Genomic DNA, 21373 nt, shown 5'->3' on the forward strand with positions numbered 1-21373 from the left:
CATGGCTTTCGCACAGCCGTGCCAGCGCCCGGGCACTGCCGACACCCTGGCTCGTGGCAAACAACCACAACGCCAGTTGCAGGCGTGGGCTGACCGGCGCTTGACCCGGACCATGGGCACGCGCCCGAACGGTCCCTTCAAGCGCGCTCAGATCGAGCCTCTCGACATAGGCCCAGATCACGCGTGCCGGATGCTCAGCCGGCAGCAACGCCTCAAGATCGACCGCCCGCAGCTCAACTTGATCGCGGACAGGCTCGCGAAGCCGGGCGCTTCCCGGCCAGTCCCGCGCAACCGCCTCTGCTTCAGGTAGATCACCAAACAGTGTTTCGCGTGACATCCGTGCCTCCATCGACCTTGAAAGCAGGGAATCATCCGACTCACGCTTACGCAAACAGAAACCCGCCAAATCACATAGATTCACAGCCTCTGAGGTGCGAGCCTTGCAGCGCAATTGCGCTGCTGGGCGAGCCTCGAAGGATGAATCGGCCACCAGCCGGGCCGTGCATCCTTCGAGGCTCGCAAGAGCTCGCACCTCCAGCGACAAGGCGAAGCCTTTGCGCGGGGATGACGGGGTTAGTCTGATCCAACTCTCAAACATCCAACTCGGTGTCATCACCCGCGCAGGCGGGTGATCCAGTATTCCAGAGGCAGTGGTTATTGAGCCGAGAAGCCGCGGCGTACTGGATCGCCCGGTCGAGCCGGGCGATGACAGTTGTGAATGGGACGCAGCTTCGCATTCTCGCGCCAAGGGCGCGCCCCGGAATAACGGAGGAGACCTAAATCACCACCTCGCGCAGCACGCGCCGGCAATCCATCTCGTATTCGAGATCGACCACCGGCGGGCGGCAGAAGTGCCAGGTCAGGCCGGAGCGGGTGGCGCCGCGGCGGACCAGTTCGTCGACGATGACGGGATGGATGTCGTGCACGGTGTAGGCCTGTACGTTGGTGGTCTCCGCCCAGCTGAAGCCGAACTCGGCAAGCCGGCGCTCCATCTCGCTCGCCGTGAAGCGGACCTTCTCGCGCCACGCCTCGGGGCTGAGATCACGGTAGCGCACGATGCGCTCGGGATAGCTGCCGGCGCCGCCGCGGGCTTCGGCACCGCCCGCGATCACGAAGGATGGCGCTGTGCTCGCGCTCGGCCGCGTAAACGAAAAGGCGTAGAACGACGGCTCGGACGGCGGATCGATCTCGGGGCAGACATTGCTGCGCGCCACCGGGTTGCTGCTGCCGTCATAGACGCCCCACTCCGCGAGCGTCTTGACATAGTGCTGGTTGAAGGCGCGAAAGCCGTCCTCGGTGAAGGCGGCGGGCGAACGCAGCTCGCAGGCGCAGAACGAGGTCAGCGGCCGCCCCGTACCCTGGATATAGGCCGCGATCCGCGCAAAGCCCTCGGCGAGCGGCAGCAGGCGGTCGAAGCGCACCCGCTCGATCTCGTAGCCGGCGCTGGCCTGCGCGCCGCTGGAATATTGGAAGACGGCGGGAATGAACCGGTAATTGCCCGCTGCGAAGTCGCTCACCATGTCTGTTCCTCCCAGATCTTGTCGGGCGCCGCACGTGCTGCCGCCCGAGTTTCGAGGATAGCACGGCGCAAAGAAAAGGCGGCAGTGGCTTTCGCCAGTGCCGCCTTTCCTGCGAGCATGAGCTTGGAGGGCTCAGGTCGGTTTCAGGGCGCCCGGATGACCGCTGCCGCCGAGATCGAAATCGGCGATCTGCTTGGCCCGGTCGGAGCGGGACGCCGCCTCGTGGTCGGTCGCGATCACCGTGTAGACCATCGGCAACACGAACAGCGTGAACAGCGTGCCGATCGTCATGCCGGCCACCACGACGAGACCGATCGAGAAGCGGCTGGCGGCGCCGGCGCCCGTGGCCGTCAGCAGCGGCAGCAGGCCGGTGACCATCGCCGCCGTCGTCATCAGGATCGGACGCAGCCGGATGCGGGCCGCCATCTCGATCGCCGAGCGGCGGTCGAGCTTTTCGTTGAGCTGCAGCTCGTTGGCGAACTCCACCATCAGGATGCCGTGCTTGGTGATCAGTCCGACCAGCGTCAAGAGGCCTACCTGGGTGTAGATGTTCATGGTCGCAACGCCGAAGAACAGCGGGATCAGGGCGCCGACGATCGCCATCGGCACGCTGATCATGATCACGAACGGATCGCGCAGGCTCTCGAACTGCGCCGCCAGCACCAGGAAGATGATGATGATGGCGAACGCGAAGGTGACCATCAGCTGGCTGCCTTCGTGGACATATTGCCGGGAGTCCGCCAGGAAGTCGTAGCTGAAGCCGGACGGCAGCTTCTTGGCCTCACCCTGCAGGAACTCGACCGCCTGCCCCATCGAGACGCCAGGCATCGGCACCGCCTGGAAGGTCGACGAGTTGAGCTGGTTGTAGTGCGTCAGTGCGTTCGGATCGACGCCGGTCTCGACCGAGACCACGGTCGAGAGCCGCACCAGGGCCCCGGTCGCGCTCGGCACATAGTAGTTGTCGAACGACTCCGGCGCGAGGCGGGCGGCGCGCGGCACCTGCGGGATCACCTGGTAGGACCGTCCCTCCAGATTGAAGCGGTTGACGTAGTTGCCGCCGAGCAGCGTTGCCAGCGCATTGCCGATCGACTGCATGGTGATGCCGAGGTCGCTGGCCTTGGTGCGATCGACCTTGACGCGGACCACCGGCTGGTTGAAGTCGAGGTCGCTGTCGGAGACGATGAACAGGCCGCTCTTGCGCGCCGCGTCCTTCAGCTTGTTCATCTGGTCGAACACCTGCTGGAAGGTCGCGGTCGAGCTGATCACCATCTGCACCGGCAGGCCGCCGGGGCCGCCGGGCAGCGGCGGCAGGCTGAACGCAAAGGCGTTGATGCCTTCGATCTTCGACAGCTCGGCCTGCACCAGCGGCTGCAGCGTCTGCGCACTGCGCTTGCGCTCATCCCACGGCTTCAGCAGCATTCCCGCAAAGCCGCCCTGCGGGCCGGTGATGCCGTTCAGCACGAAGCGCAGATCGGTCTCCGGAAACTTCTGGAACTCCTTGTCCATCTTGTCGCCGTAGTGGTCGATGTAGTCGATGTTGGCGTATTTCGGCGCCTTGGTCACCGCGAACACGATGCCCTGGTCCTCCTGCGGCGCGAGCTCCTTCTGCGTGTGCATGTAGAGGAAGCCGACCAGGCCGAGGATGGTCAGCGCGAACAGCGCGGTGATCGGCCGGTAGTCCAGCGAGCGGTCGAGCATGCGACCATAGCCGCGGGTGATCGAACCGAACACGCGATTGACCAGCCTGGAGAAACGCCCTTCTTCGGCGCTCTTGAGGAACACCGAGCACATCATCGGCGACAGCGTCAGCGCGATCACGCCGGAGACGATGACCGAGCCGGCCAGCGTGAAGGCGAATTCGCGGAACAGCGTGCCGGTGACGCCGCCGAGGAAACCGATCGGCGCATACACCGCGGCGAGCGTGATGGTCATCGAGATGACCGGACCGACAATTTCGCGGGCGCCCTTCAGCGATGCCTGCACCGGTGGCATCCCCTCCTCGAGATGCCGATGGATGTTCTCCACCACCACGATGGCGTCGTCGACCACGAGGCCGATCGCCAGCACCATCGCGAGCAGCGTCAGCAGGTTGAAGCTGAAGCCGGCGGCCAGCATCAGGATGCAGACGCCGACCAGCGACAGCGGAATGGTGACGACCGGAATGATCACCGAGCGGATCGAGGCCAGGAACAGGAAGATCACGACCACGACGATCAGCACCGCTTCGCCGAGCGTCTTCTCGACCTCGTCGATCGACGACTGGATGAACTTGGTGGAATCGTAGGCCACCTTCATCTTCATCGACGGCGGCAAATTGCGCTCGAGGTCCGGGAACAGGGCGCGGACGCCCTTCACCAGGCTCAGCGGGTTGCCCTGCGGCGTCGCCTTGATGCCGATGAAGATCGCATGCTCGCCGTTGAAGGCGACGCTGGCATCGGTGCTCTGCGCCGCGAGCTCCACGGTCGCGATGTCCTCGATGCGCACGAAGCCGCCGTCCTTCGACTTCACGATCATGCGCTTGAACTGATCGATGTTCTGCAGGTCGGTGTTGGCCGAGACGTTGGAGACGATGAAGAAGCCCTTGGTCTGGCCGGCAGCCGCCTGGAAGTTGTTGGCGGCGATCGCAGCCGCGACGTCGTTCGGCGACACGCCGCGGCCGGCCATCCGGATCGGATCGAGCCAGACGCGCATCGCGAAGGTCTGGCCGCCGAGGATGTCGGCGGAGGCGACGCCGTCGACCGTCGAGAGCACCGGTTGCACGACGCGGGTCAGGTAGTCGGAGATCGCCGATCCGCTGAGCTCCTCGCTGGAGAAGCCGAGATACATCACCGCGATGGTGTCGCCGGTCGCCTTGGTCACGACCGGGTCGAAGGATTCCTTCGGGATCAGATATTTGACCGAGTTGACCTTGGCCAGCACCTCGGTCAGCGCCTGGTTCGGATCGTGATTGAGCTTGATGTAGACCTGGATCGTCGAGGTGCCGAGCACCGAGTTCGACGTCATGTAGTCGACGCCTTCCGCCGAGGCGACGGCCTGCTCGATCGGCGTGGTGATGAAGCCGTTGATCAATTCGGGCGACGCACCGGGATACGACGTCGTGATCGTCACGACGGTGTTCGACAGGTTCGGATATTGCCGGATCGGCAGCACCATCGCCGCGCGGAGGCCGATCAAGAGGATCAGCAGGCTGACGACGACCGACAGCACCGGGCGCTTGATGAAAATATCAGTGAAGGCCATCGTGAATATCCGAGTGAACGAGGTCGTTACGAATTCTGTCTGGTCGGAGCGACCACCTTCTCCCTCTCCCCGTTCTTACGGGGAGAGGGCTGGGGTGAGGGGCTTCGTCCGCGAAGATGCGGTGAGAGATCAGCCCGCGGAGAGTCCCCCTCACCCGAAATTCAGGCTGTGCCTGAATTTCGACCTCTCTCCGCAAGCGGGGCGAGGTGGATCGGAGGTCGCTCTCTTTGCGGAGCCCTATCATTGTTAATCAGTAGCGCGGCGGCTCGGCCGGAACCGGCGGCGGCGGATCGGTCGAGATCGCAACCGGCATGCCGGACTGCAGCTTGATCTGTCCGACCGCAACGACCTTGTCGCCGGCCTTCAGGCCCTTCAGGATCTCGACATGGCCCTCGGCGCGGTTGCCGGTCTTCACGAAGGTGCGGTCGGCGGTCAGCGTGGTCTTGCCGTCCTCACCCTTCTTCTCGGTGATCAGGAACACGGAGTCGCCGTACAACGTGTAGTCGACCGCGGTTTCGGGGACGGTGACGACGGGCGGGTTGTCCGGCAGCACGATCGTGGTGGTCGCGAACATGCCGGGCTTGAGGATCCGATCCGGATTCTGGATCGTCGCCTGGACCCGGATGTTGCGGGTATCGGTCTGGATCTGCGGCTCGATGGTGGTGATCTTGCCCTCGAAGATCCGGCCCGGATAGGCGTCGACCTTGACCCGCACGGTCTGGCCGACCTTGATCTGCGAACTCTGCTTCTCGGTGGCGGTCAGGTTTGCGTACAGCACCGACAGATCGGTCAGCGACACGATCTGGGTGCCTGCGGTCAGGTACTGGCCGACTTCGACCATGCGGACGCCGAGGTCACCCTCGAACGGCGCACGCACCAGCTTCTGCGAGATCAGCGCTTCGGTCTTGGCAATACCGGCCTTGGCCTGGTCGTAGGCCGCTTGCGCGGTATCGACGGTGGATTGCGGCCCGAACTGGCGCGACGCGAGTTGCTTGGCGCGGTCGAGCTGCAGCTCGCCGACGGTCGCCTGCGCCTTGAAGCTGGCGAGGTCACCCTGCTCCGGGGCGTCGAACAGCTGCACCAGCGGGGTGCCCGCCTTCACATGGCTGCCGGCCGTGAACAGGATGTCGGTGATGCGGCCCGACACGTCGGTGGTGACGTTGACCTGATGCACCGCGACGAGATCGCCGACCGCGGTGAGCAGGTTCGGAATCAGCTCGGTCTTCGCCTCGACCGCGGTGACGCTCGCCGGCGGCGGCTTGTTGTTGGCGAAGAACTGCGCGATCATGTGGCTGCGGAAGGCGTTGAAGCCGACGAGGCCGCCGACCAGCACCACCAGCAGCAAGCTCACGATGATGAACCAGCGCACCATGCGGACCGGACGCTTGGCGGGTTTCTCCTTGATCGGTTGCCCCGAGATGTGGCTTTCGGACTGAATGTTCATTTCATGCACTTTCTGCAGTTACCGACTTTCCCTGACTCGGTGACGGCTGGCGGCCCAAATGAGTTGAGATTGCGGCTTCGGTAAGTCCGATTCCGCGCAGGATGAACTGGCAAAGCTGCCGCTCGGCCGCAGCGGCATCGCCGTAGGGGAGACATGGTGTCGCAGGGAGTTGGGTCAGCGCGGCCATCAGCACGGTGTGATGCGCAAACCAGAACAGGTTGAGCGGCTCGTCGCCGATCTGTGCAGCGTCACCGGCGGCGACCGCGCGCTCGAGCGAGGCGGCGAAGGTCGGGCCGATCAGCTTGCCGACCTTGTCGTAGAGCAGCCGCGCGAATTCGCCGTCGTCGAGATGGCTGGTCACCATCAGCCGCATCCGCTGCGCCTCTTCCTGGTCGGGCGCGTCGCGCAGCTGCATGAAGTGGCCGACCATGCCCTGCACCAGCTCGACCAACGTCGCGGTCGAGGGTTCCTGTCCCAGCAGATGGGCGAGATCGGGATCCGCCTCGCATTCCTCGGCAAGGATCTCGGCGTAGAGCGCCGCCTTGGACGGGAAGTGCTTGAACAGCAGGCCTTCCGAAATGGCAGCGGCGGCCGCCACGCTCTTGGTCGTGGTGCCGGCGAAGCCGTTCCGGGCGAAACATCGTTTTGCAGCGCTCAGGATCAACTGACGCCGCAAATCACTCGTCATGCGTAAGGTAGACATTTGGGTCGTGAGTAATCACTCACTTTACCAAAAGTCAAGGTTCTATTGCACCGCGAAAGTCATTTTATATCGGACTGTGGCCGAGAGACCCTCGGATACGATTCACAATGTAAGTGCCGTCGCGGCTGGACAGCACGCGTTCCAGATTGGCGGCGTCGATCTTCGCGCTCGCGAACCGCGGTCCGGCCGTAACATCCTGTAAAGACGAGGAAAAATCCTCGACCTCGGCCATCGTCGTAATCGCCCTGCTATCCCCTATTCCGCACGCTTTGGCAACGCCGACGAGGTCCGCGGAGCCGCCGGTGTGGCTGGCCTGGCCGCCGGTCTCGCCATAGGCCTCGTTATCCAGCACGATGATCGAGAGGTTTTTCGGCTGCTGCAAGCCGACGGTGGCAAGGCTGCCCATGCCCATCAGCATCTCGCCGTCGCCGGTGATCACGACCACCGGCAGCGTCGGCTGGGCCAGCGCCAGCCCGAGCCCGATCATCACCGCGCCGCCCATGCCGCCCCACAGATAGAAGTTGCGGTCGTGGTCGCCGGCGGCGGCGATGTCGTAGGTGGAGGCGCCGAGGCCGCCGACGGCGATGGCGCCGCCCCGCTCCTTGAGCAGTTCAGCGACGACGGCGCGGCGGTCGAGGAGATTGGCTTTGCTCATTTGGTGAAGACCTTTGCCCCGATCAGGCGCTGCGACAGCAGGACGGCGGTTGGCGTGCAGGCGTTGTAGGCCTGCGCGGCGCCGGCCTCGACGACTTCGCGAACCTCGCCGGGATGCGAGGCGCGCAACACCTTGATGCCGGCGAGTTCGAGGATGCCTTGGGTGTTGGAGCCCATCGGCACCTGCCAGGGATTGAACTCGCCCCACTCGCCGCGCATCGTCACCAAAGTGAGGAAGGGAAAGCGGAAGATCTGCACCAGCGACAGCATGTTGATGCAATTGCCGACGCCGCTCGACTGCATCAGCAGCACGCCGCGCTGGCCGCCGGCCCAGGCGCCTGCCAGCAGCGCCACGCCCTCCTCCTCTGTCGTCAGCGCGATGCCGCGCATCGCCGGGGAGCCGAGCACGCGCTCGATCAGTTCCGAATGGCCGGCATCCGGCACATAGGGCACCTGCCGCACCTCGAAGCGCTGCAATATGGAAAATATCTCCTCGGGCCAGGAGGCCGCGGTCTCGGCACGGGCATGCATGAGGCGTTTCCGGTTGTCTGACTGTTTGGGCGGACTGTAGAGGGGCGCGCGCTGCCCATCAAAGCGCAATACCGCATATGGCTCTGCGATTTACTCGCACCGCATGGCGCAGCGCACTGTTCCGCGCCGCTCGCAAATTGTATTTGCGTGGCACGGGCACGCAGCTTACGATAGTTGCACGTGAAACTAATATGGGCATCCGGGAATGACGATGCGCGCGCGAGAGCTGGCTGACGGTTTCGACCTCGAAAAGCTGACGGGCGAATTCTACGCCAATCCCTATCCGACCTATCGCGCGCTGCGGGAGAACGCGCCGGTCAAGCTGATGCCAAACGGCTGCTACTTCCTGACCCGCTACGACGACCTCGTCACCGCCTACAAGAACACCAAGGCGTTCTCGTCCGACAAGAAGAAGGAGTTTTTGCCGAAATACGGCGACTCGCTGCTGTACGAGCACCACACCACCAGCCTGGTGTTCAACGACCCACCGGCGCACACCCGCGTGCGGCGGCTGATCATGGGCGCTTTGTCGCCGCGTGCAATCGCCGGCATGGAGGGCAACCTGATCGCACTGGTCGACGGTCTGCTCGACCGCATCGCCAAAAAAGAGCGCTTCGAATTGATCGGCGATTTCGCCTCCGCGATCCCGGTCGAGGTGATCGGCAATCTGCTCGACGTGCCGCATGACGAGCGCGAGCCGCTGCGCGACTGGTCGCTGGCGATCCTGGGTGCGCTGGAGCCTGTGATCGGCAAGGAGGCGTTCGACCGCGGCAACACTGCGGTGAAGGATTTTCTCGCCTATCTCGAAACCCTGGTCGAGCGCCGCCGCGCCAAGCCCGGCAATCCGGACCGCGACGTGCTGACCCGGCTGATCCAGGGTGAGGACAATGGCGAGCGGCTGACCGCGAAGGAGCTGCTGCACAACTGCATCTTCCTGCTCAATGCCGGCCACGAGACCACGACCAATCTGATCGGCAACGGGCTGGTCACGCTGACCGAGAACCCGGACGAGAAACAGCGGCTGATCGAGCAGCCCGACCTGATCAAATCAGCGGTCGAGGAAATGCTGCGCTACGAGAGCTCGAACCAGCTCGGCAACCGCATGATCGTCGAGGACATCGAGCTCGGCGGCGTCAAGCTGCCGGCGGGCACGCTGGTGACGCTGTGCATCGGCGCCGCCAACCGCGATGGCGCCCAATTCCCCGACCCCGAACGCTTCGACGTCGCGCGGACGCCGAACCGCCACCTCGCCTTCGGCACCGGCGCGCATCAATGCGCCGGGATGGCGCTGGCCCGGCTCGAGGGCGCGATCGCGATCTCGCGCTTCCTAGCGCGCTTCCCGAACTACGCGCTCGACGGCGTGCCGGTGCGCGGCGGCCGGGTGCGCTTCCGCGGCTTCCTCAGCGTGCCGTGCAGCATCAACACCTGACGCATTTCCCGGCACGGCCAAGGCACTTCCCCGCGGGCGATTAGGTCGAGCTCGAGCGGATCGCGGCCGCCCTCACACAAGAGGTCTCCTGACGGTTCCCTGCATCGGAAGACTGCAAGCGGCTGTGGCCACAACGAACGAATCTCACGCCTGCGCGTTGAAGCGCTATGGGCGACAGGTGAACGGAGAGCTACGCTCATGCTTTGCCGTCGCGTTAGACTTGTTGCATTTGTGATTGGCGTCTCGATGCTCGCGGCGAGCGGCGCGGCCGCTCAGCCACACGGAAGAGGCGGACCGCCGGGACAGGCGGCAAGGCCTGCCGCACCGCCCGCGATGGCACGTCCTGCCGCCCCGATGGTGCACGCCGCCCCTCCCGCAATGGCTAGACCGCCGGCAATGGCTCGGCCGGCCGCACCCGCGTTCCATGCCCCTCAGCGACCTGCGATGGCGCCGCGCCCGGCACCGCATTTCGCCGCCCCGTCACCACGCCAGGCTCCCCACATAGCCGCGCCGCGCCCCGAATTCCGTCGTGGGGCACCGCCGCAGCGCCCGGCTCCGCATCTGGCGGCGCCATCACGCCCGAGCCCACCATCGCGCTTAAGCGAGCGGCCGTCGCCGACGGAGCGCATTCAACAGCGTGCGCAGGAACGGCAGCAGTTGATCCAGCAGCGCCAGCAGACCGCGCAGCAGCGGCAGCGTGAGAGCCTCTCGCGCCAGACTGCAGAACGGCAAACCCGGATCGATCGGCTGCAACAGCGCGTGCAGCAGTTGCAGACGCAAAAGGTCGAAGGTGCGCGCGCGCAACGCATCCACGACCGGCAGCTGCAGGCGCAGAACCGTTTGCTGCAACGTGAGCAGCACGCGCAGCAGGCCGACGTTGCGCGCCAGCAGCGATTGGGGCCGGCAGCGACAGTTGGGGTCGCCGCCGCGACCACGGCGGCGACGCAGGCCGCTCAGCGCGAGCGATTTGCCGCGCATTTCCGCGAGCAGGCGGGAGCGCAAGCCCAGGCGGCACTTGCCGCGCGCCAAGCCGGCTGGGCGCCCCGGCATGCCTGGCGACGCGGCAATCGTGCGGCGTTCGTGGCGTGGCTTGGCCCGGTGTTCTGGCCTTACGCCTATTCGGACATCTTTGACTACACGTTCTGGTCCTATGCCTACGAGCCCGGCTATTGGGCCTACGCCTATGACGACTTCGTCGACACGGTGTTCTGGGACACCAACAGCCCGTACACCGCTTATGCCAGCACCTACCCTGGCGACTATCCGGCGACCGCAGGCCGCTATCGGTCCCGTCAACGCGCCGACACGAGCCCGCAGGCAATCAGGCAGTTGTGCGGGGAGCCGGACAAGGGCGTCACGGCTTGGCCGCTTGCCGACATCGCGCGAGCGGTACGGCCAAACCAGCAGCAACGCGCCCTGCTCGACGACTTGAAGACCGCCGCGGCGAAGGCCGCCGATGTCTTCAAGGACTCCTGCGCGGACAGCTATGCGATGACGCCACCCGGCCGCTTGCGGTCGATGCTGAACCGCATCAGCGCGACGCTCGAGGCGATCAAAATCGTGCGGCCCGCCCTGGAGAGTTTCTACAGCTCACTCAGCGACGAGCAACAGGCCCGCTTCAATGCGCTCGGTCCACATGTCGGCGAGCGTTCGCCACAACAGCAGGAGGCGAACGCGCAAGCCGGGAGTTGCGGCGATTCGAAATCCGACCTGGCCCAACTGCCGATCAACCGGATCGAGGCCTCGCTTCATCCGGCAGGCAAGCAGAAGGACGCGCTCGAGCGCCTGAGCGATGCGACAACAAAGGCGATAGCGGGCCTGCAGGCGGCCTGCCCAAACGACCTGCCGCTGACGCCGGTCGGCCGGCTCGAGGCGATGCAGCACCGGCTCGAGGCGATGCAGAAGGCCGCGCAGCTGATCCAGCCTGCACTGGACGAGTTCTATGCCACGCTGAGCAGCGAGCAGAAAGCACGCTTCAACACGCTGCAGCAGGTCGCGAGCCCCTGAGGCCAGCCCGCGATCCGGACCACAGCTATCGGAACCGCAAGTTTGCGCGCGAGAGCTGGCTGATCGAGGAGCAACCCATCAGCCGCATGTCGCGCACCAGCTCGGCCTGCATCAGCCCGAGCGCGCGCTCGACGCCGGCCTGGCCGGCCGACGCCAGCGGATAGAGATAGAAGCGCCCGAGACCGACCGCCTTGGCGCCGAGCGACAGCGCCTTCAGCACATGGGTGCCGCGCTGGATGCCGCCGTCCATCATCACGTCGATCCGGTCGCCGACGGCGTCGACGATCTCGGCCAGCTGATCGAACGCCGCCCGCGAGCCGTCGAGCTGCCGGCCGCCATGGTTGGACAGGATGATGCCGGTGCAGCCGATCTCCACGGCGCGCTTGGCATCCTCGACCGAGATGATGCCCTTCAGGCAGAACTGGCCGTTCCACTGCCGGACCATGTCGGCGACGTCGTCCCAACGCATCGCCGGATCGAGCATTTCCGTGAAGTAACGTCCGATCGACATCGCGCCACCGCTCATGTCGACGTGCTCGTCGAGCTGCGGCAGCTTGAAACTTTCATGGGTGAGGTAGTTGATGGCCCATGCCGGCTTGATGGCGAATTGCAGCATGCCGCCGAGCGTCAGGCGGAACGGGATCGAAAACCCGGTACGCAGATCGCGCTCGCGGTTGCCGCCGGTGATACTGTCGACCGTCAGCATCATCACGTTGACGCCGGCCTGCTTGGCGCGCTGCATCATCGCCGAGTTCAGGCTGCGATCCCTGTGGAAGTAGAACTGGTAGACCTGCGGCGTGTCGTGCGCCTTGCGCAATTCCTCGAGGCTGGTGGTGCCGAGCGAGGACACGCCGAACATCGTGCCGTATTTGGCCGCCGCGGCGGCGACGGCGCGCTCGCCCTGATGGTGAAACAGCCGTTGCAGCGCGGTCGGCGAGCAATAGAACGGCGTTGCCAGCTTCTGCCCCATCACGCTAACCGAGAGATCGACATTCTCCACGCCGCGCAGGACATTGGGCACCAGATCGCAGCGCTCGAAGCTCGCGGTGTTTTGCCGGAGCGTCGCCTCGTCGTCCGCACCGCCGTCGATATAGTTGAAGATCGGCCCCGGCAGCCGGCGTCGCGCCAGCTCGCGGAAATCATGAAAATTGTGGCAATCGCTCAAACGCATCTCGTGCTCCGATCCGGGCGGCGGCGTGCGACGACCTTCCCGGCCGTGCACACCCGTCACCGGAATAACGGGCACGCTTCGCCTTGTCCACCGAACGAGCGTTGCGCTCAGACCACCGTGCGATGCCGCGCGATGCAGGTGCGCAACACCTCGTCCATCGGCTTGGTCCACCAGTCATTCGAAAAAATCTCGATCTCCGAATAGCCGGCAAAGCCCTGCGCCTCGACCATTGATCGCACCGATTTGATGTCGATCACGCCGTCGCCCATCATGCCGCGGTCGTTGAGGATGTCCTTGGTCGGCACCAGCCAGTCGCAGACGTGGAACGCGAGCAGCCGATTCCTGCCGGCGCGCGCGATCTGGTCAATCAGCTCCGGATCCCACCAGATATGATAGACGTCGAGCGCGACGCCGATGGCGCCGCTGCGGGCAGGATCCAGCGCGTCGCAGATGTCGAGCGCATGCTTTGTGGTGTTGACGCAGGCGCGGTCGGCGGCATAGGCCGGATGCAGCGGCTCGATCGCCAGCGGCAGTTTTGCCTGTTTTGCATATTCCAGCATCTCGGCGATGCCGTCATGGACCTGGCTGCGCGCCGCCGCGATGTCCTTCGACGCCGCGCTGCCTGGCCGCGAATATTGCGGCAGGCCGCCGACCACCAGCACGATGCAGGGCGCGCCGAGCGCCGCGGCCTCGTCGACCGCGCGGCGGTTGTCGTCGCGCGCCTCGGCCCGATGCGCTGCATCCGCCGGGAACATGCCGCCGCGGCAATAGCCCGACAGATCGAGCCCGGCGTCCTTCACCGCGCGCACCGCACGCTCCAGCCCGATGGCAGCGACCTGGTCGCGCCAGGGATCGATGGCGCGGATCCCATGGCGCGCGCAGGCCTCGATGATGGCCGTGAGGTCGCCCTGCTTGCGGACCGTCGCCGTGTTCAGCGACAGCCAGCGATGGTCGTGGGAAAAGTCGCGCATCAGGGCTCAACGCCGCGGGTGGCGAGGATGGTCGTCATCCGGCGCGTGGCAAGCTCCGGATTGGCGAGCAGCCCGGCCTTGTCGGCGAGCCGGAACAACTCGGCGAGATGCAACGTCGAGCGCGCGCTCTCCTGCCCGCCGACCATGGTGAAGTGGTCCTGGTGCCCGTTGAGATAGGCCATGAACACGATGCCGGTCTTGTAGAACCGGGTCGGCGCCTTGAAGATGTGGCGCGACAGCGGCACCGTCGGGCCCAGCACGTCGTGGAAGCCAGCCTCGTCGCCCGCCGCCAGCCGCGACAGCGCGTAGGAGGCGGCCGGCGCGATCGCATCGAAGATGCCGAGCAGCGCGTGGGAAAATCCCTTGTTGTCGCCGGCGATCAGTTCGGCATAGTTGAAGTCGTCGCCGGTGTACATTTTCACCCGCCCATCGAGCCGCCGCCGCATGTCGATCTCGCGCTGCTTGTCGAGCAGCGAGACTTTGACGCCGTCGACCTTGGCCGCGTTGGCGTTGATGATCGCAACCGCGGTGTCCATCGCCCGGTCGAGGTCGGCGGTGCCCCAATAGCCCGACAGCGCCGGGTCGAACATGTCGCCGAGCCAGTGGATGATCACGGGCTCGCGCACCTGCGACAGCACGCGGTCGTAGACCTTTGCGTAGTCCTCCGCGCGCTGGCCGAGCTTTGCCAGTGCGCGCGAGGCCATCAGGATGATGCGGCCGCCGGCCTTCTCGACCGCCACGATCTGTTCCTCATACGCACGGATCACGTCGTCGATCGACTTCGCATCCTCGACCGCGAGGTGGTCGGTGCCCGCGCCGGAAAACACCAGCGCGTTGCCCTTGGCCTTGGCCGCTTTCACCGAGCGCTGGATCAGTTCCAGCGAGGTCGCCCAGTCCAGCCCCATGCCGCGCTGCGCGGTGTCCATCGCCTCGGCAACGCCGAGGCCGAGATCCCAGACGTGCTCGCGGAACGCAATGGTGCGGTCCCAGTCGATCGCGGCCGTCAGCCAGGGATCGACGTCGGCGCGCGGATCGGCCACCACATGCGCCGCCGAGAATGCGACGCGGTTCAGCGTGCCCTCGAGCTTCGCCGGAAAGCTCCGCGACGCGGCGAGACGATAGGTCTCGATGCCGCCATCCGCCGTCGGCAGCTTCAAGGACAGCGAGGATATCGGCAGGACTGGCTTGTTCATAACAAAGTCCTTTCTCAGACGACGATCGGCGCGACGTCGATCCAGCGCCGTTCCTTCCAGCTCTTCAGCGCGCATTCGGCGAGCTGCACGCCCTTGGCGCCTTCGAGCAGCGTGTACTTGTAGGGCGCATCCTCGCAGACATGACGGATGAACATCTCCCACTGCTCCTTGAAGCCGTTGTCATAGACGACGTTGTCGGGCAGCTTCTGCCAGTCGGCGTAGAAATCGTGCAGCCGCTTCTCGTCCGGATTCCACACCGGCCGCGGCGTCGCCTGGCGCGCCTGGATCATGCAGTCGGTGAGGCCCGCAACCGCCGAGCCGTGGGTGCCGTCGACCTGGAAGGTGACGAGGTCGTCGCGATAGACCCGCGTCACCCAGCTCATGTTGATATGCGCGATCACGCCGCCCTTCAGCTTGAAGGTGGCATAGGCGGAATCGTCGGCGGTCGCCTGGTACTGCTTGCCCTTCTCGTCGTAGCGCTCGGGGATGTCGGTGTTGCCGATGCAGACCACGCTCTCGACCTCGCCGAAGAGATTGTCGAGCACGTAGCGCCAGTGGCAGACCATGTCGAGGATGATGCCGCCGCCGTCCTCGGCACGGTAGTTCCACGACGGCCGCTGCGCCTCCTGCCAGCCGCCCTCGAACACCCAGTAGCCGAACTCGCCGCGCACCGAGAGCATGCGGCCGAAGAAGCCGGAGTCGCGCAGGAACGCGAGCTTCTTCAACCCCGGCAAAAACAGCTTGTCCTGCACCGTGCCGTGCTTGAGGCCCTTGGCATTGGCGAGCTTCACCACCTCGACCGCCTCTTCCAGATTGGTCGCAATCGGCTTCTCGCAATAGACATGCTTGCCGGCGTTGATCGCCTTGGTCAGCAGCGACGGCCGCGCCTGAGTGGTCGCGGCGTCGAAGAACACGGTGTCGGCCTTGTCGGCCAGCGCGCGGTCGAGATCGGTGGTGTGGCGCTCGATGTTGTAGCGCTTTGCCAGCGCGCCGACCTTTTCGGCGTCGCGGCCGACCAGGATCGGATCGGGCATGATGCGGTCGCCGTTGCCGAGCAGCACGCCGCCCTGCTCGCGGATCGCGACGATCGAGCGGATCAGATGCTGGTTGAGCCCCATCCGGCCGGTGACGCCGTTCATGATCAGGCCGAGGCGTTTGGTGGTCATACTGCTTGCTCCTGCGAAACACGTAGTGTTGGCCGCTTGAGCGGCTGCATGGTGGACCAGTCCGGATGAACGGCGCTGGCAAAGCCTGATACGGTCAGCGATCCCGTCAGCAGATCGCCGTCATGGATCGCAAGGCGGACCTTTGCGCCGTCGCGCCTGTAGAGGTCGGGATGCGTGGCGAAGAAACCTTCGGTCTCCACGCCTGGCGTCTCGGCAAAGCCGTCTACGTAATGGTGCCCGTTGCGCTCGGCATGGGTGACGCCGATCAGCGCGCCGAGCGCGAGATCCTGCTGCACGGCAAGCCCGGCCTGGCAGGTCAGGTCCTCGCCGCTGATGAAATACGGCCCGCCATCCGCGCTCCACGCCGCCGCGCGGGTCGCGTTGACGATCGACTTGTAGATGCCCTTGCAGGATTTCGAGGAGATGCCGCGATAGCCCAGCGCCCGCGCCGCTGGGAATGCGTCGTAGGAATCGTCGGCCTCGTCGATGATGAAGCTGCGCGCGGCCAATGCGCCGAGCGACGAGGCCTTGGTGATGTCGCGCGGCATCGGCTGCTCGATATAGAGCAGGTTCACCGCGATCGGCGCCAGCGCCACGTCATGGTCGAGCCGGTCGGCCAGCGCACTCAGCGCGGTGAGGTCGGCATACTGCTCGTTGGCGTCGAGCGTGAGCTTCGTCGGATAAGGCAGCGTTGCCAGCTCCTTGCCGATCCGCGCCAGCCGCGCCCCGTCATGCGCGGGATCGCCGTTCAGCTTGAGCTTGAAATAGCGCGCGCCGGCATTTTCTCTGAAATCGGCGATGCCGCCCTCGCCTTCGATCATATCGTCCATCCCGACGGTGTGCCTGATCGCGACGCGGTCGAGCCGCCTGCGCGTCGCAAGGAAACGCGTGATCGCGGCGTCGTCGAGGTCGGGTGTCAGCCGGGCGTCGATACCTGCGATATTGCCGGCCATGCCGTCGAAGAAGCTGGCGCGTTCTGCGCGCAGCAGCGCGTCCAGGATCGCCTTGTCGATTTCCGCCGGTCCAAGCGCCGCTGCGAGCGCCGGGATGTCCTCTTTGGCGCAGGCCGCGACCTGGGCGCCGATGCAGCGGGCGTGCAGGCCGAACGCGGTGTCAAAACCGGTGTTGGCCAGATAGAGCTCACGGGCGATCAGCAGCGAGCGGCGTAGCCCGTCGATGGTCTGGTCCGCCGTCAGATGCGGCCGCTTGTCGAACCATTTCGGCGCCAGCATCTCCGCGCTGGCACCGGTCGCGCGTCCTTTGCCCTCCACCTCGATCTCGACCCGCACGAACACCTGCGTAGCCGCATTGATCGCGACAGCGCCAAAGCGGAACGGCCGGGCAAACGGCACCGGACGTTCGAAGAAGGCGATATCCCTGACAGCGAGGCGAAGCGGCATCGAAGCTCTGGCCCTAGTCCAGCGTTCCCTGCGTGAAAAAGTGTTTTCGGATCCGCTGCACCAGTTCGGTGAAGACGGCATCCGACATCGAATCCAGCGAGCGCGGCCGCGGCAGCGGCACGTCGTAGATCGCGGCGATCGCGCCGGGCCGCTCGGTCATCACGAGCACCCGGTCAGCGAGGAACACCGCCTCCGGGATCGAGTGCGTGATCAGGAGCACCGTCTTGCCGGTCTCGCGCTGGATCCGCATCAGCTCGACATTCATGCGCTCGCGGGTCATGGCGTCGAGCGCACCGAACGGCTCGTCCATCAGCATGATCTTTGGATCATGCACCAGCGCGCGGCAGATCGAGGCGCGCTGCTGCATGCCGCCGGAGAGCTGCCACGGCAGCTTCTTCTCAAAACCCTCGAGCCCGACCAGCTTGAGCAGCTCCCTGGCGCGCGCAACATACTTGTCGCGCGGCAGCTGCTTCATGTCGATCGGCAGCATCACGTTGGAGAGCACGTTACGCCACGGCAGCAACAGCGCGTTCTGGAACACGATGCCGACATTGCCGTGTGGCCGGGTCACCGTGTCGCCGTCGATCAGCACCTCGCCCGTGGTCGGCGGCAGCAAGCCGGAGATCATCTTGAGCAGCGTGGACTTGCCGCAGCCGGAGGGGCCGACCACGACAAAGAACTCGCCGTCATTGATGGTGAAGTCGAGCGGCCGCAACGACGGCACATCGCCGTCGCGCGAGCGGTAGGTCTTCGACACGCCGGACAGCTTGATGCCCGGCGTGGCACCGCCCGCGCGGTCCGACACCAGGCGCAGGTGGGCGGCGGGTTGCTCGGCAGCGGTGGCTTTGGTCGCTGACTTCATGCGGCTAGGTCCATCCTCAACGTCATTCCGGGGCGATGCGAAGCATCGAACCCGGAATCTCGAGATTCCGGGTTCGGCTCTCCGAGCCGCCCCGGAATGACGGTGCTCGTGGCAATCACGAATTGCCCTTCGGCAGATAATCGTTGGTGTAAAACGCCTTCGGATTGTCCTTGGCCTTGGCGTCGAGGCCGCCGTATTCGACCATCAGGTTGACCGAATCGGTCATGTTCTGGTCGGTGACCTGGAACGGCCGCTTGCCCTTGGTCTCCGCCGTGCGATACAGCGGGATCGTCAGCTCGAAGCCCTGGGTCAGCGTGTCGATCTTGCCGCCCTTCGGGTTGGCATCGAGGATCGACTGCGCCGCCGCCTTCGGCTCCTTCTCGGCGGCTTCCACCGCCTTGGTCGTCGCCGACATGAAGCGGCGGACCAGATCGGCGTTGGCCTTCACATAGTCGGAATTTGCGATGATGCCCGACGACACCATGTTGATGCCGTAGTCGGCGAACTTGATCGGATAGACGTCCTTGCCCGTGGCGTCCTTGATCTTCATCGACTGGTCCATGACGTAGCCGAGCAAGAGATCGGCCTGGCCGTTGATCACGGCATTCAGCTTGGTCTGGCCGTCGCCGGCGACGGTGTGGAAGTCGCTTTCCTTGAGGCCGGTCTTCTTCAGGAACAGCGGCCAGATCTGGGTCATCGAGTCAGCCGGCGTGATCGCGACCGTCTTGCCCTTGATATCCTCGGGCTTCCTGATGTTCTTGTCGACCAAGCCCATCGCCGACATCGGGCTGGTTTGTAGCAGCACGCCGGTGGCGACCACCGGCGCGCCCTTCACCGCCGCGCGCATCATGGTGGGCACGTCGACATAGCCAAAATCGGCGGTCTTGGCGGCCACCGCCTGCGTGGTCGCGGCCGAGCCGCGGCCTTCCTGGATCTCGAGGTCGATGCCCTCGGCGGCATAGATGCCCTTGGCCTTGCCGTAATAGAACGGCGCATGCTCGCCATAGACGTACCAGTTCAGCATCAGCACGACCTTGTCGGCCGCGGCGGCAGGCGCCACTGCCGATACAGTCCAGGCCACCGCGGCAATCACAGCAATGATCAATCGCATCAGGTAATCCTCCCGTGGTTTTTGTTCGTCATTGCGAGCGAAGCGAAGCAATCCACTCCTCCACTTGCGGCACTATGGATTGCTTCGCTTCGCTCGCAATGACGGATGCTCTTTCTTGTTTCTCTGCAAATCTTACGAAGCGAAAATGATGTCATCGCGCTGGCTGACGTGCCAGGGGATCACCAGCCGCTCGATGCGGTCGACGATCCAGAACAGAATCACGCCGAGCAGCGCCAGGATCACCAGCGCGGCAAACATGGTCGGCAGGTCGAAGGTGCCGATCGAGCGCTGCATCACGTAGCCGATGCCGGAATTGGAACCGACGAACTCGCCGACGACGGCGCCGACCACCGCGAGCGTCACCGACACTTTCAGGCCGGAGAAGATCGCGGGCAGCGCATGCGGCAGGTTGACCGCGCGGAACACCGCGAAGCGGCTGCCCTGCATGGCGCGGGCGAGGTCGACCATGTCGGGGTCGACGGATTTAAAGCCCTGCACGGCGGAGACCACCACCGGGAAGAAGCCGAGCAGGAACGCCGAAATCACCTTTGGGATGATGCCGAAGCCGAACCACACCACGAACAGCGGCGCGATCGCGATCTTCGGCACCGATTGGGAGAACACTAGCAGCGGATAGACGTAGCTCTCCACGGTCTTGGACCCCGCGATCAGCATCGCGACGGGAATGCCGAACAGCGCCGAGAGCAGAAAGCCGCAGATCGTCGCGTAGGTGGTCGGCCATGACTGCCGCAGCAGCTCCGGCCAGTCGCTCATCAGCACCGCGACGACGTCGCCCGGCGACGGGATCTGATAGGCCGGAATCCGGAACAGACGGATCGACAGGTCCCACGCCACCACGATGAGGACCAGGAACAGAAACGGCCGCACCCAGGCCGCGTTCAGCACCTTCGCTATGCCCGAAGGGCTCTTCGCCTCCGCCACGTCCCGCTCCCTGTTTCAATCGTTCGGGAAGGAAATTAACCCGTTGGATAAATACTGTCCAGCCCCTCGCACGCGGCAAAATCGCGCCGCAAGCTGCGACTTTGGTCAGGTGCAAATTGTATTGGCGGTTAACCGTAGCCCGGATGAAGCGCAGCGAAATCCGGGGTCAGTCCATCCGCGGATCGAGCGGCCCCGGATTGCGCTGCGCTCCATCCGGGCTACGCAACGGCGCGGCGGCTCACACCACCTGATGCTCCACCGACATCAGCGCCGGCATCTTCGCGCGGACGAACACGGCGGTGGATTTGCCGGTCAGCGCCGCCAGCACCAGCGCGATCATATGCTCGAGGCGCTCGTCGCGGGCGTCCTTCTTGAGCAGGTCGCGGCCGAAGATCACGCTCAGCGTGGCGCTGTTGGAGAGATAGAAGAACGCGAGCGCGGCGATCGAGATGTAGAGCTGCACCGGATCGACCGCGGCGCGGAAGTCGCCGCTTTCGACGCCGCGCGTCACCACGGTGCGGATCATCTCGACGAACGGCGAGTGCATCGACTTGACCTTGGTCGAGCGCTTCAGGTGCTTTGCCTTGGCGAGGTTTTCGGTGTTGAGCAGCGCCAGGAACTCGGGATTGCGCAGAAAATAGTTCCAGGTGAAGTCGACCAGGCGCGCGATCGCATCCGGTGGATCGAGGTGCTCGAGATCTAGCGTGCGCTCCTCGGCGCGGATCTTCTCATAGGCGCCTTCCAGCACCTCGAGATAGAGATCCTCCTTGTTGCCGACGTGGTAGTAGAGCATCCGCTTGTTGGCGCCGGCCGCGGCCGCGATGCGGTCGACGCGGGCTCCGGCGAGGCCATAGGACGCGAACTCCTGCTTGGCCGCCTCGAGAATGCGCAGCCGCATCCCCTCGGGGTCGCGCTGCCATTTCAATATTCGCTTCGCTTTGGCCAAAATCGATTGCTCGGTGATGCCGGATTGACAAACGTAGCACGGCGCACGGCGTTTGAGAACGAATGTTCTGGTGATGAACGCGA

Annotated in this window: 17 protein-coding genes and 1 pseudogene; 2 read left to right on the forward strand and 16 right to left on the reverse strand. The window is 65.0% G+C overall.

Annotated features, from left to right (window positions below):
- The 7 genes and pseudogenes from CI41S_RS17720 to CI41S_RS17750 form a co-directional block, all read right to left on the reverse strand.
- Window positions 1-337: pseudogene (locus CI41S_RS17720) on the reverse strand (IS5/IS1182 family transposase); the annotation flags it as partial.
- 439 nt (window positions 338-776) lie between these two features.
- Window positions 777-1520, reverse strand: coding sequence for a 2-amino-5-chloromuconate deaminase CnbZ (gene cnbZ, locus CI41S_RS17725; protein WP_139860841.1), 744 nt, complete (start codon window positions 1518-1520; stop codon window positions 777-779).
- Between the two features lie 132 nt (window positions 1521-1652).
- Window positions 1653-4760: a multidrug efflux RND transporter permease subunit gene (locus CI41S_RS17730; protein ID WP_139860842.1), complete on the reverse strand. Its 3108-nt coding sequence runs from the start codon at window positions 4758-4760 to the stop codon at window positions 1653-1655.
- Between the two features lie 250 nt (window positions 4761-5010).
- Complete coding sequence (locus tag CI41S_RS17735) at window positions 5011-6204, reverse strand: efflux RND transporter periplasmic adaptor subunit (RefSeq protein WP_139481847.1); 1194 nt, start codon at window positions 6202-6204, stop codon at window positions 5011-5013.
- Window position 6205: 1 nt separating this feature from the next.
- Window positions 6206-6907: a TetR/AcrR family transcriptional regulator gene (locus tag CI41S_RS17740; protein ID WP_139860843.1), complete on the reverse strand. Its 702-nt coding sequence runs from the start codon at window positions 6905-6907 to the stop codon at window positions 6206-6208.
- A gap of 64 nt (window positions 6908-6971) precedes the next feature.
- Window positions 6972-7562 carry a thiamine pyrophosphate-dependent enzyme gene (locus CI41S_RS17745; RefSeq protein ID WP_139860844.1) on the reverse strand — a complete coding sequence of 197 codons (591 nt, stop codon included), beginning with the start codon at window positions 7560-7562 and terminating at the stop codon, window positions 6972-6974.
- Window positions 7559-8092: a thiamine pyrophosphate-binding protein gene (locus tag CI41S_RS17750; RefSeq protein WP_139860845.1), complete on the reverse strand. Its 534-nt coding sequence runs from the start codon at window positions 8090-8092 to the stop codon at window positions 7559-7561. Before CI41S_RS17750 ends, CI41S_RS17745 begins: the two co-directional genes overlap by 4 nt.
- A gap of 205 nt (window positions 8093-8297) precedes the next feature.
- Between CI41S_RS17750 and CI41S_RS17755 the strand changes: the two genes are divergently transcribed.
- Both CI41S_RS17755 and CI41S_RS17760 read left to right on the forward strand, forming a co-directional pair.
- A complete protein-coding gene (locus CI41S_RS17755; RefSeq protein WP_139860846.1) occupies window positions 8298-9521 on the forward strand; it encodes a cytochrome P450 in 1224 nt (407 codons plus the stop codon).
- A 657-nt stretch (window positions 9522-10178) separates the two neighbouring features.
- On the forward strand, window positions 10179-11528 hold the full coding sequence (locus CI41S_RS17760) for a Spy/CpxP family protein refolding chaperone (protein ID WP_244626579.1): 1350 nt from the start codon (window positions 10179-10181) through the stop codon (window positions 11526-11528).
- A gap of 25 nt (window positions 11529-11553) precedes the next feature.
- Here CI41S_RS17760 and CI41S_RS17765 read toward each other — a convergent pair whose 3' ends face one another.
- From CI41S_RS17765 to CI41S_RS17810, 9 genes are all read right to left on the reverse strand, one after another.
- Entirely contained in the window at window positions 11554-12699 is a 1146-nt protein-coding gene (locus CI41S_RS17765) for an alpha-hydroxy acid oxidase (RefSeq protein WP_139860848.1), read from the reverse strand.
- Between the two features lie 107 nt (window positions 12700-12806).
- Window positions 12807-13670: a sugar phosphate isomerase/epimerase family protein gene (locus CI41S_RS17770; protein ID WP_139860849.1), complete on the reverse strand. Its 864-nt coding sequence runs from the start codon at window positions 13668-13670 to the stop codon at window positions 12807-12809.
- Complete coding sequence (locus CI41S_RS17775; protein ID WP_139860850.1) at window positions 13670-14863, reverse strand: dihydrodipicolinate synthase family protein; 1194 nt, start codon at window positions 14861-14863, stop codon at window positions 13670-13672. Before CI41S_RS17775 ends, CI41S_RS17770 begins: the two co-directional genes overlap by 1 nt.
- A 14-nt stretch (window positions 14864-14877) precedes the next feature.
- Complete coding sequence (locus CI41S_RS17780; RefSeq protein ID WP_139860851.1) at window positions 14878-16029, reverse strand: Gfo/Idh/MocA family protein; 1152 nt, start codon at window positions 16027-16029, stop codon at window positions 14878-14880.
- A complete protein-coding gene (locus CI41S_RS17785; protein ID WP_139860852.1) occupies window positions 16026-17429 on the reverse strand; it encodes an enolase-like domain-containing protein in 1404 nt (467 codons plus the stop codon). The genes CI41S_RS17780 and CI41S_RS17785 overlap by 4 nt, the downstream gene beginning before the upstream one ends.
- A 13-nt stretch (window positions 17430-17442) precedes the next feature.
- Window positions 17443-18291 (reverse strand): ABC transporter ATP-binding protein, encoded by an 849-nt coding sequence (locus CI41S_RS17790; RefSeq protein WP_139860853.1) that lies wholly within the window; start codon window positions 18289-18291, stop codon window positions 17443-17445.
- A 115-nt stretch (window positions 18292-18406) separates the two neighbouring features.
- Window positions 18407-19405, reverse strand: coding sequence for an ABC transporter substrate-binding protein (locus CI41S_RS17800; RefSeq protein ID WP_172628107.1), 999 nt, complete (start codon window positions 19403-19405; stop codon window positions 18407-18409).
- A 129-nt stretch (window positions 19406-19534) separates the two neighbouring features.
- Entirely contained in the window at window positions 19535-20344 is an 810-nt protein-coding gene (locus tag CI41S_RS17805; protein ID WP_139860855.1) for an ABC transporter permease, read from the reverse strand.
- Window positions 20345-20582: 238 nt separating this feature from the next.
- On the reverse strand, window positions 20583-21290 hold the full coding sequence (locus CI41S_RS17810; protein ID WP_172628090.1) for a TetR/AcrR family transcriptional regulator: 708 nt from the start codon (window positions 21288-21290) through the stop codon (window positions 20583-20585).
- Window positions 21291-21373 lie beyond the last annotated feature (83 nt).

The sequence above is a fragment of the Bradyrhizobium ivorense genome (assembly GCF_900696085.1).
GTDB lineage: Bacteria > Pseudomonadota > Alphaproteobacteria > Rhizobiales > Xanthobacteraceae > Bradyrhizobium > Bradyrhizobium ivorense.

What these genes read in the sequence shown, in the direction of transcription:
- cnbZ (WP_139860841.1), bottom strand. Translation starts at nt 1,520, where the DNA reads ATGGTGAGCGACTTCGCAGCGGGCAATTACCGGTTCATTCCCGCCGTC.
- CI41S_RS17730 (WP_139860842.1), bottom strand. Translation starts at nt 4,760, where the DNA reads ATGGCCTTCACTGATATTTTCATCAAGCGCCCGGTGCTGTCGGTCGTC.
- CI41S_RS17735 (WP_139481847.1), bottom strand. Translation starts at nt 6,204, where the DNA reads ATGAACATTCAGTCCGAAAGCCACATCTCGGGGCAACCGATCAAGGAG.
- CI41S_RS17740 (WP_139860843.1), bottom strand. Translation starts at nt 6,907, where the DNA reads ATGTCTACCTTACGCATGACGAGTGATTTGCGGCGTCAGTTGATCCTG.
- CI41S_RS17745 (WP_139860844.1), bottom strand. Translation starts at nt 7,562, where the DNA reads ATGAGCAAAGCCAATCTCCTCGACCGCCGCGCCGTCGTCGCTGAACTG.
- CI41S_RS17750 (WP_139860845.1), bottom strand. Translation starts at nt 8,092, where the DNA reads ATGCATGCCCGTGCCGAGACCGCGGCCTCCTGGCCCGAGGAGATATTT.
- CI41S_RS17755 (WP_139860846.1), top strand. Translation starts at nt 8,298, where the DNA reads ATGACGATGCGCGCGCGAGAGCTGGCTGACGGTTTCGACCTCGAAAAG.
- CI41S_RS17765 (WP_139860848.1), bottom strand. Translation starts at nt 12,699, where the DNA reads ATGCGTTTGAGCGATTGCCACAATTTTCATGATTTCCGCGAGCTGGCG.
- CI41S_RS17770 (WP_139860849.1), bottom strand. Translation starts at nt 13,670, where the DNA reads ATGCGCGACTTTTCCCACGACCATCGCTGGCTGTCGCTGAACACGGCG.
- CI41S_RS17775 (WP_139860850.1), bottom strand. Translation starts at nt 14,863, where the DNA reads ATGAACAAGCCAGTCCTGCCGATATCCTCGCTGTCCTTGAAGCTGCCG.
- CI41S_RS17780 (WP_139860851.1), bottom strand. Translation starts at nt 16,029, where the DNA reads ATGACCACCAAACGCCTCGGCCTGATCATGAACGGCGTCACCGGCCGG.
- CI41S_RS17785 (WP_139860852.1), bottom strand. Translation starts at nt 17,429, where the DNA reads ATGCCGCTTCGCCTCGCTGTCAGGGATATCGCCTTCTTCGAACGTCCG.
- CI41S_RS17790 (WP_139860853.1), bottom strand. Translation starts at nt 18,291, where the DNA reads ATGAAGTCAGCGACCAAAGCCACCGCTGCCGAGCAACCCGCCGCCCAC.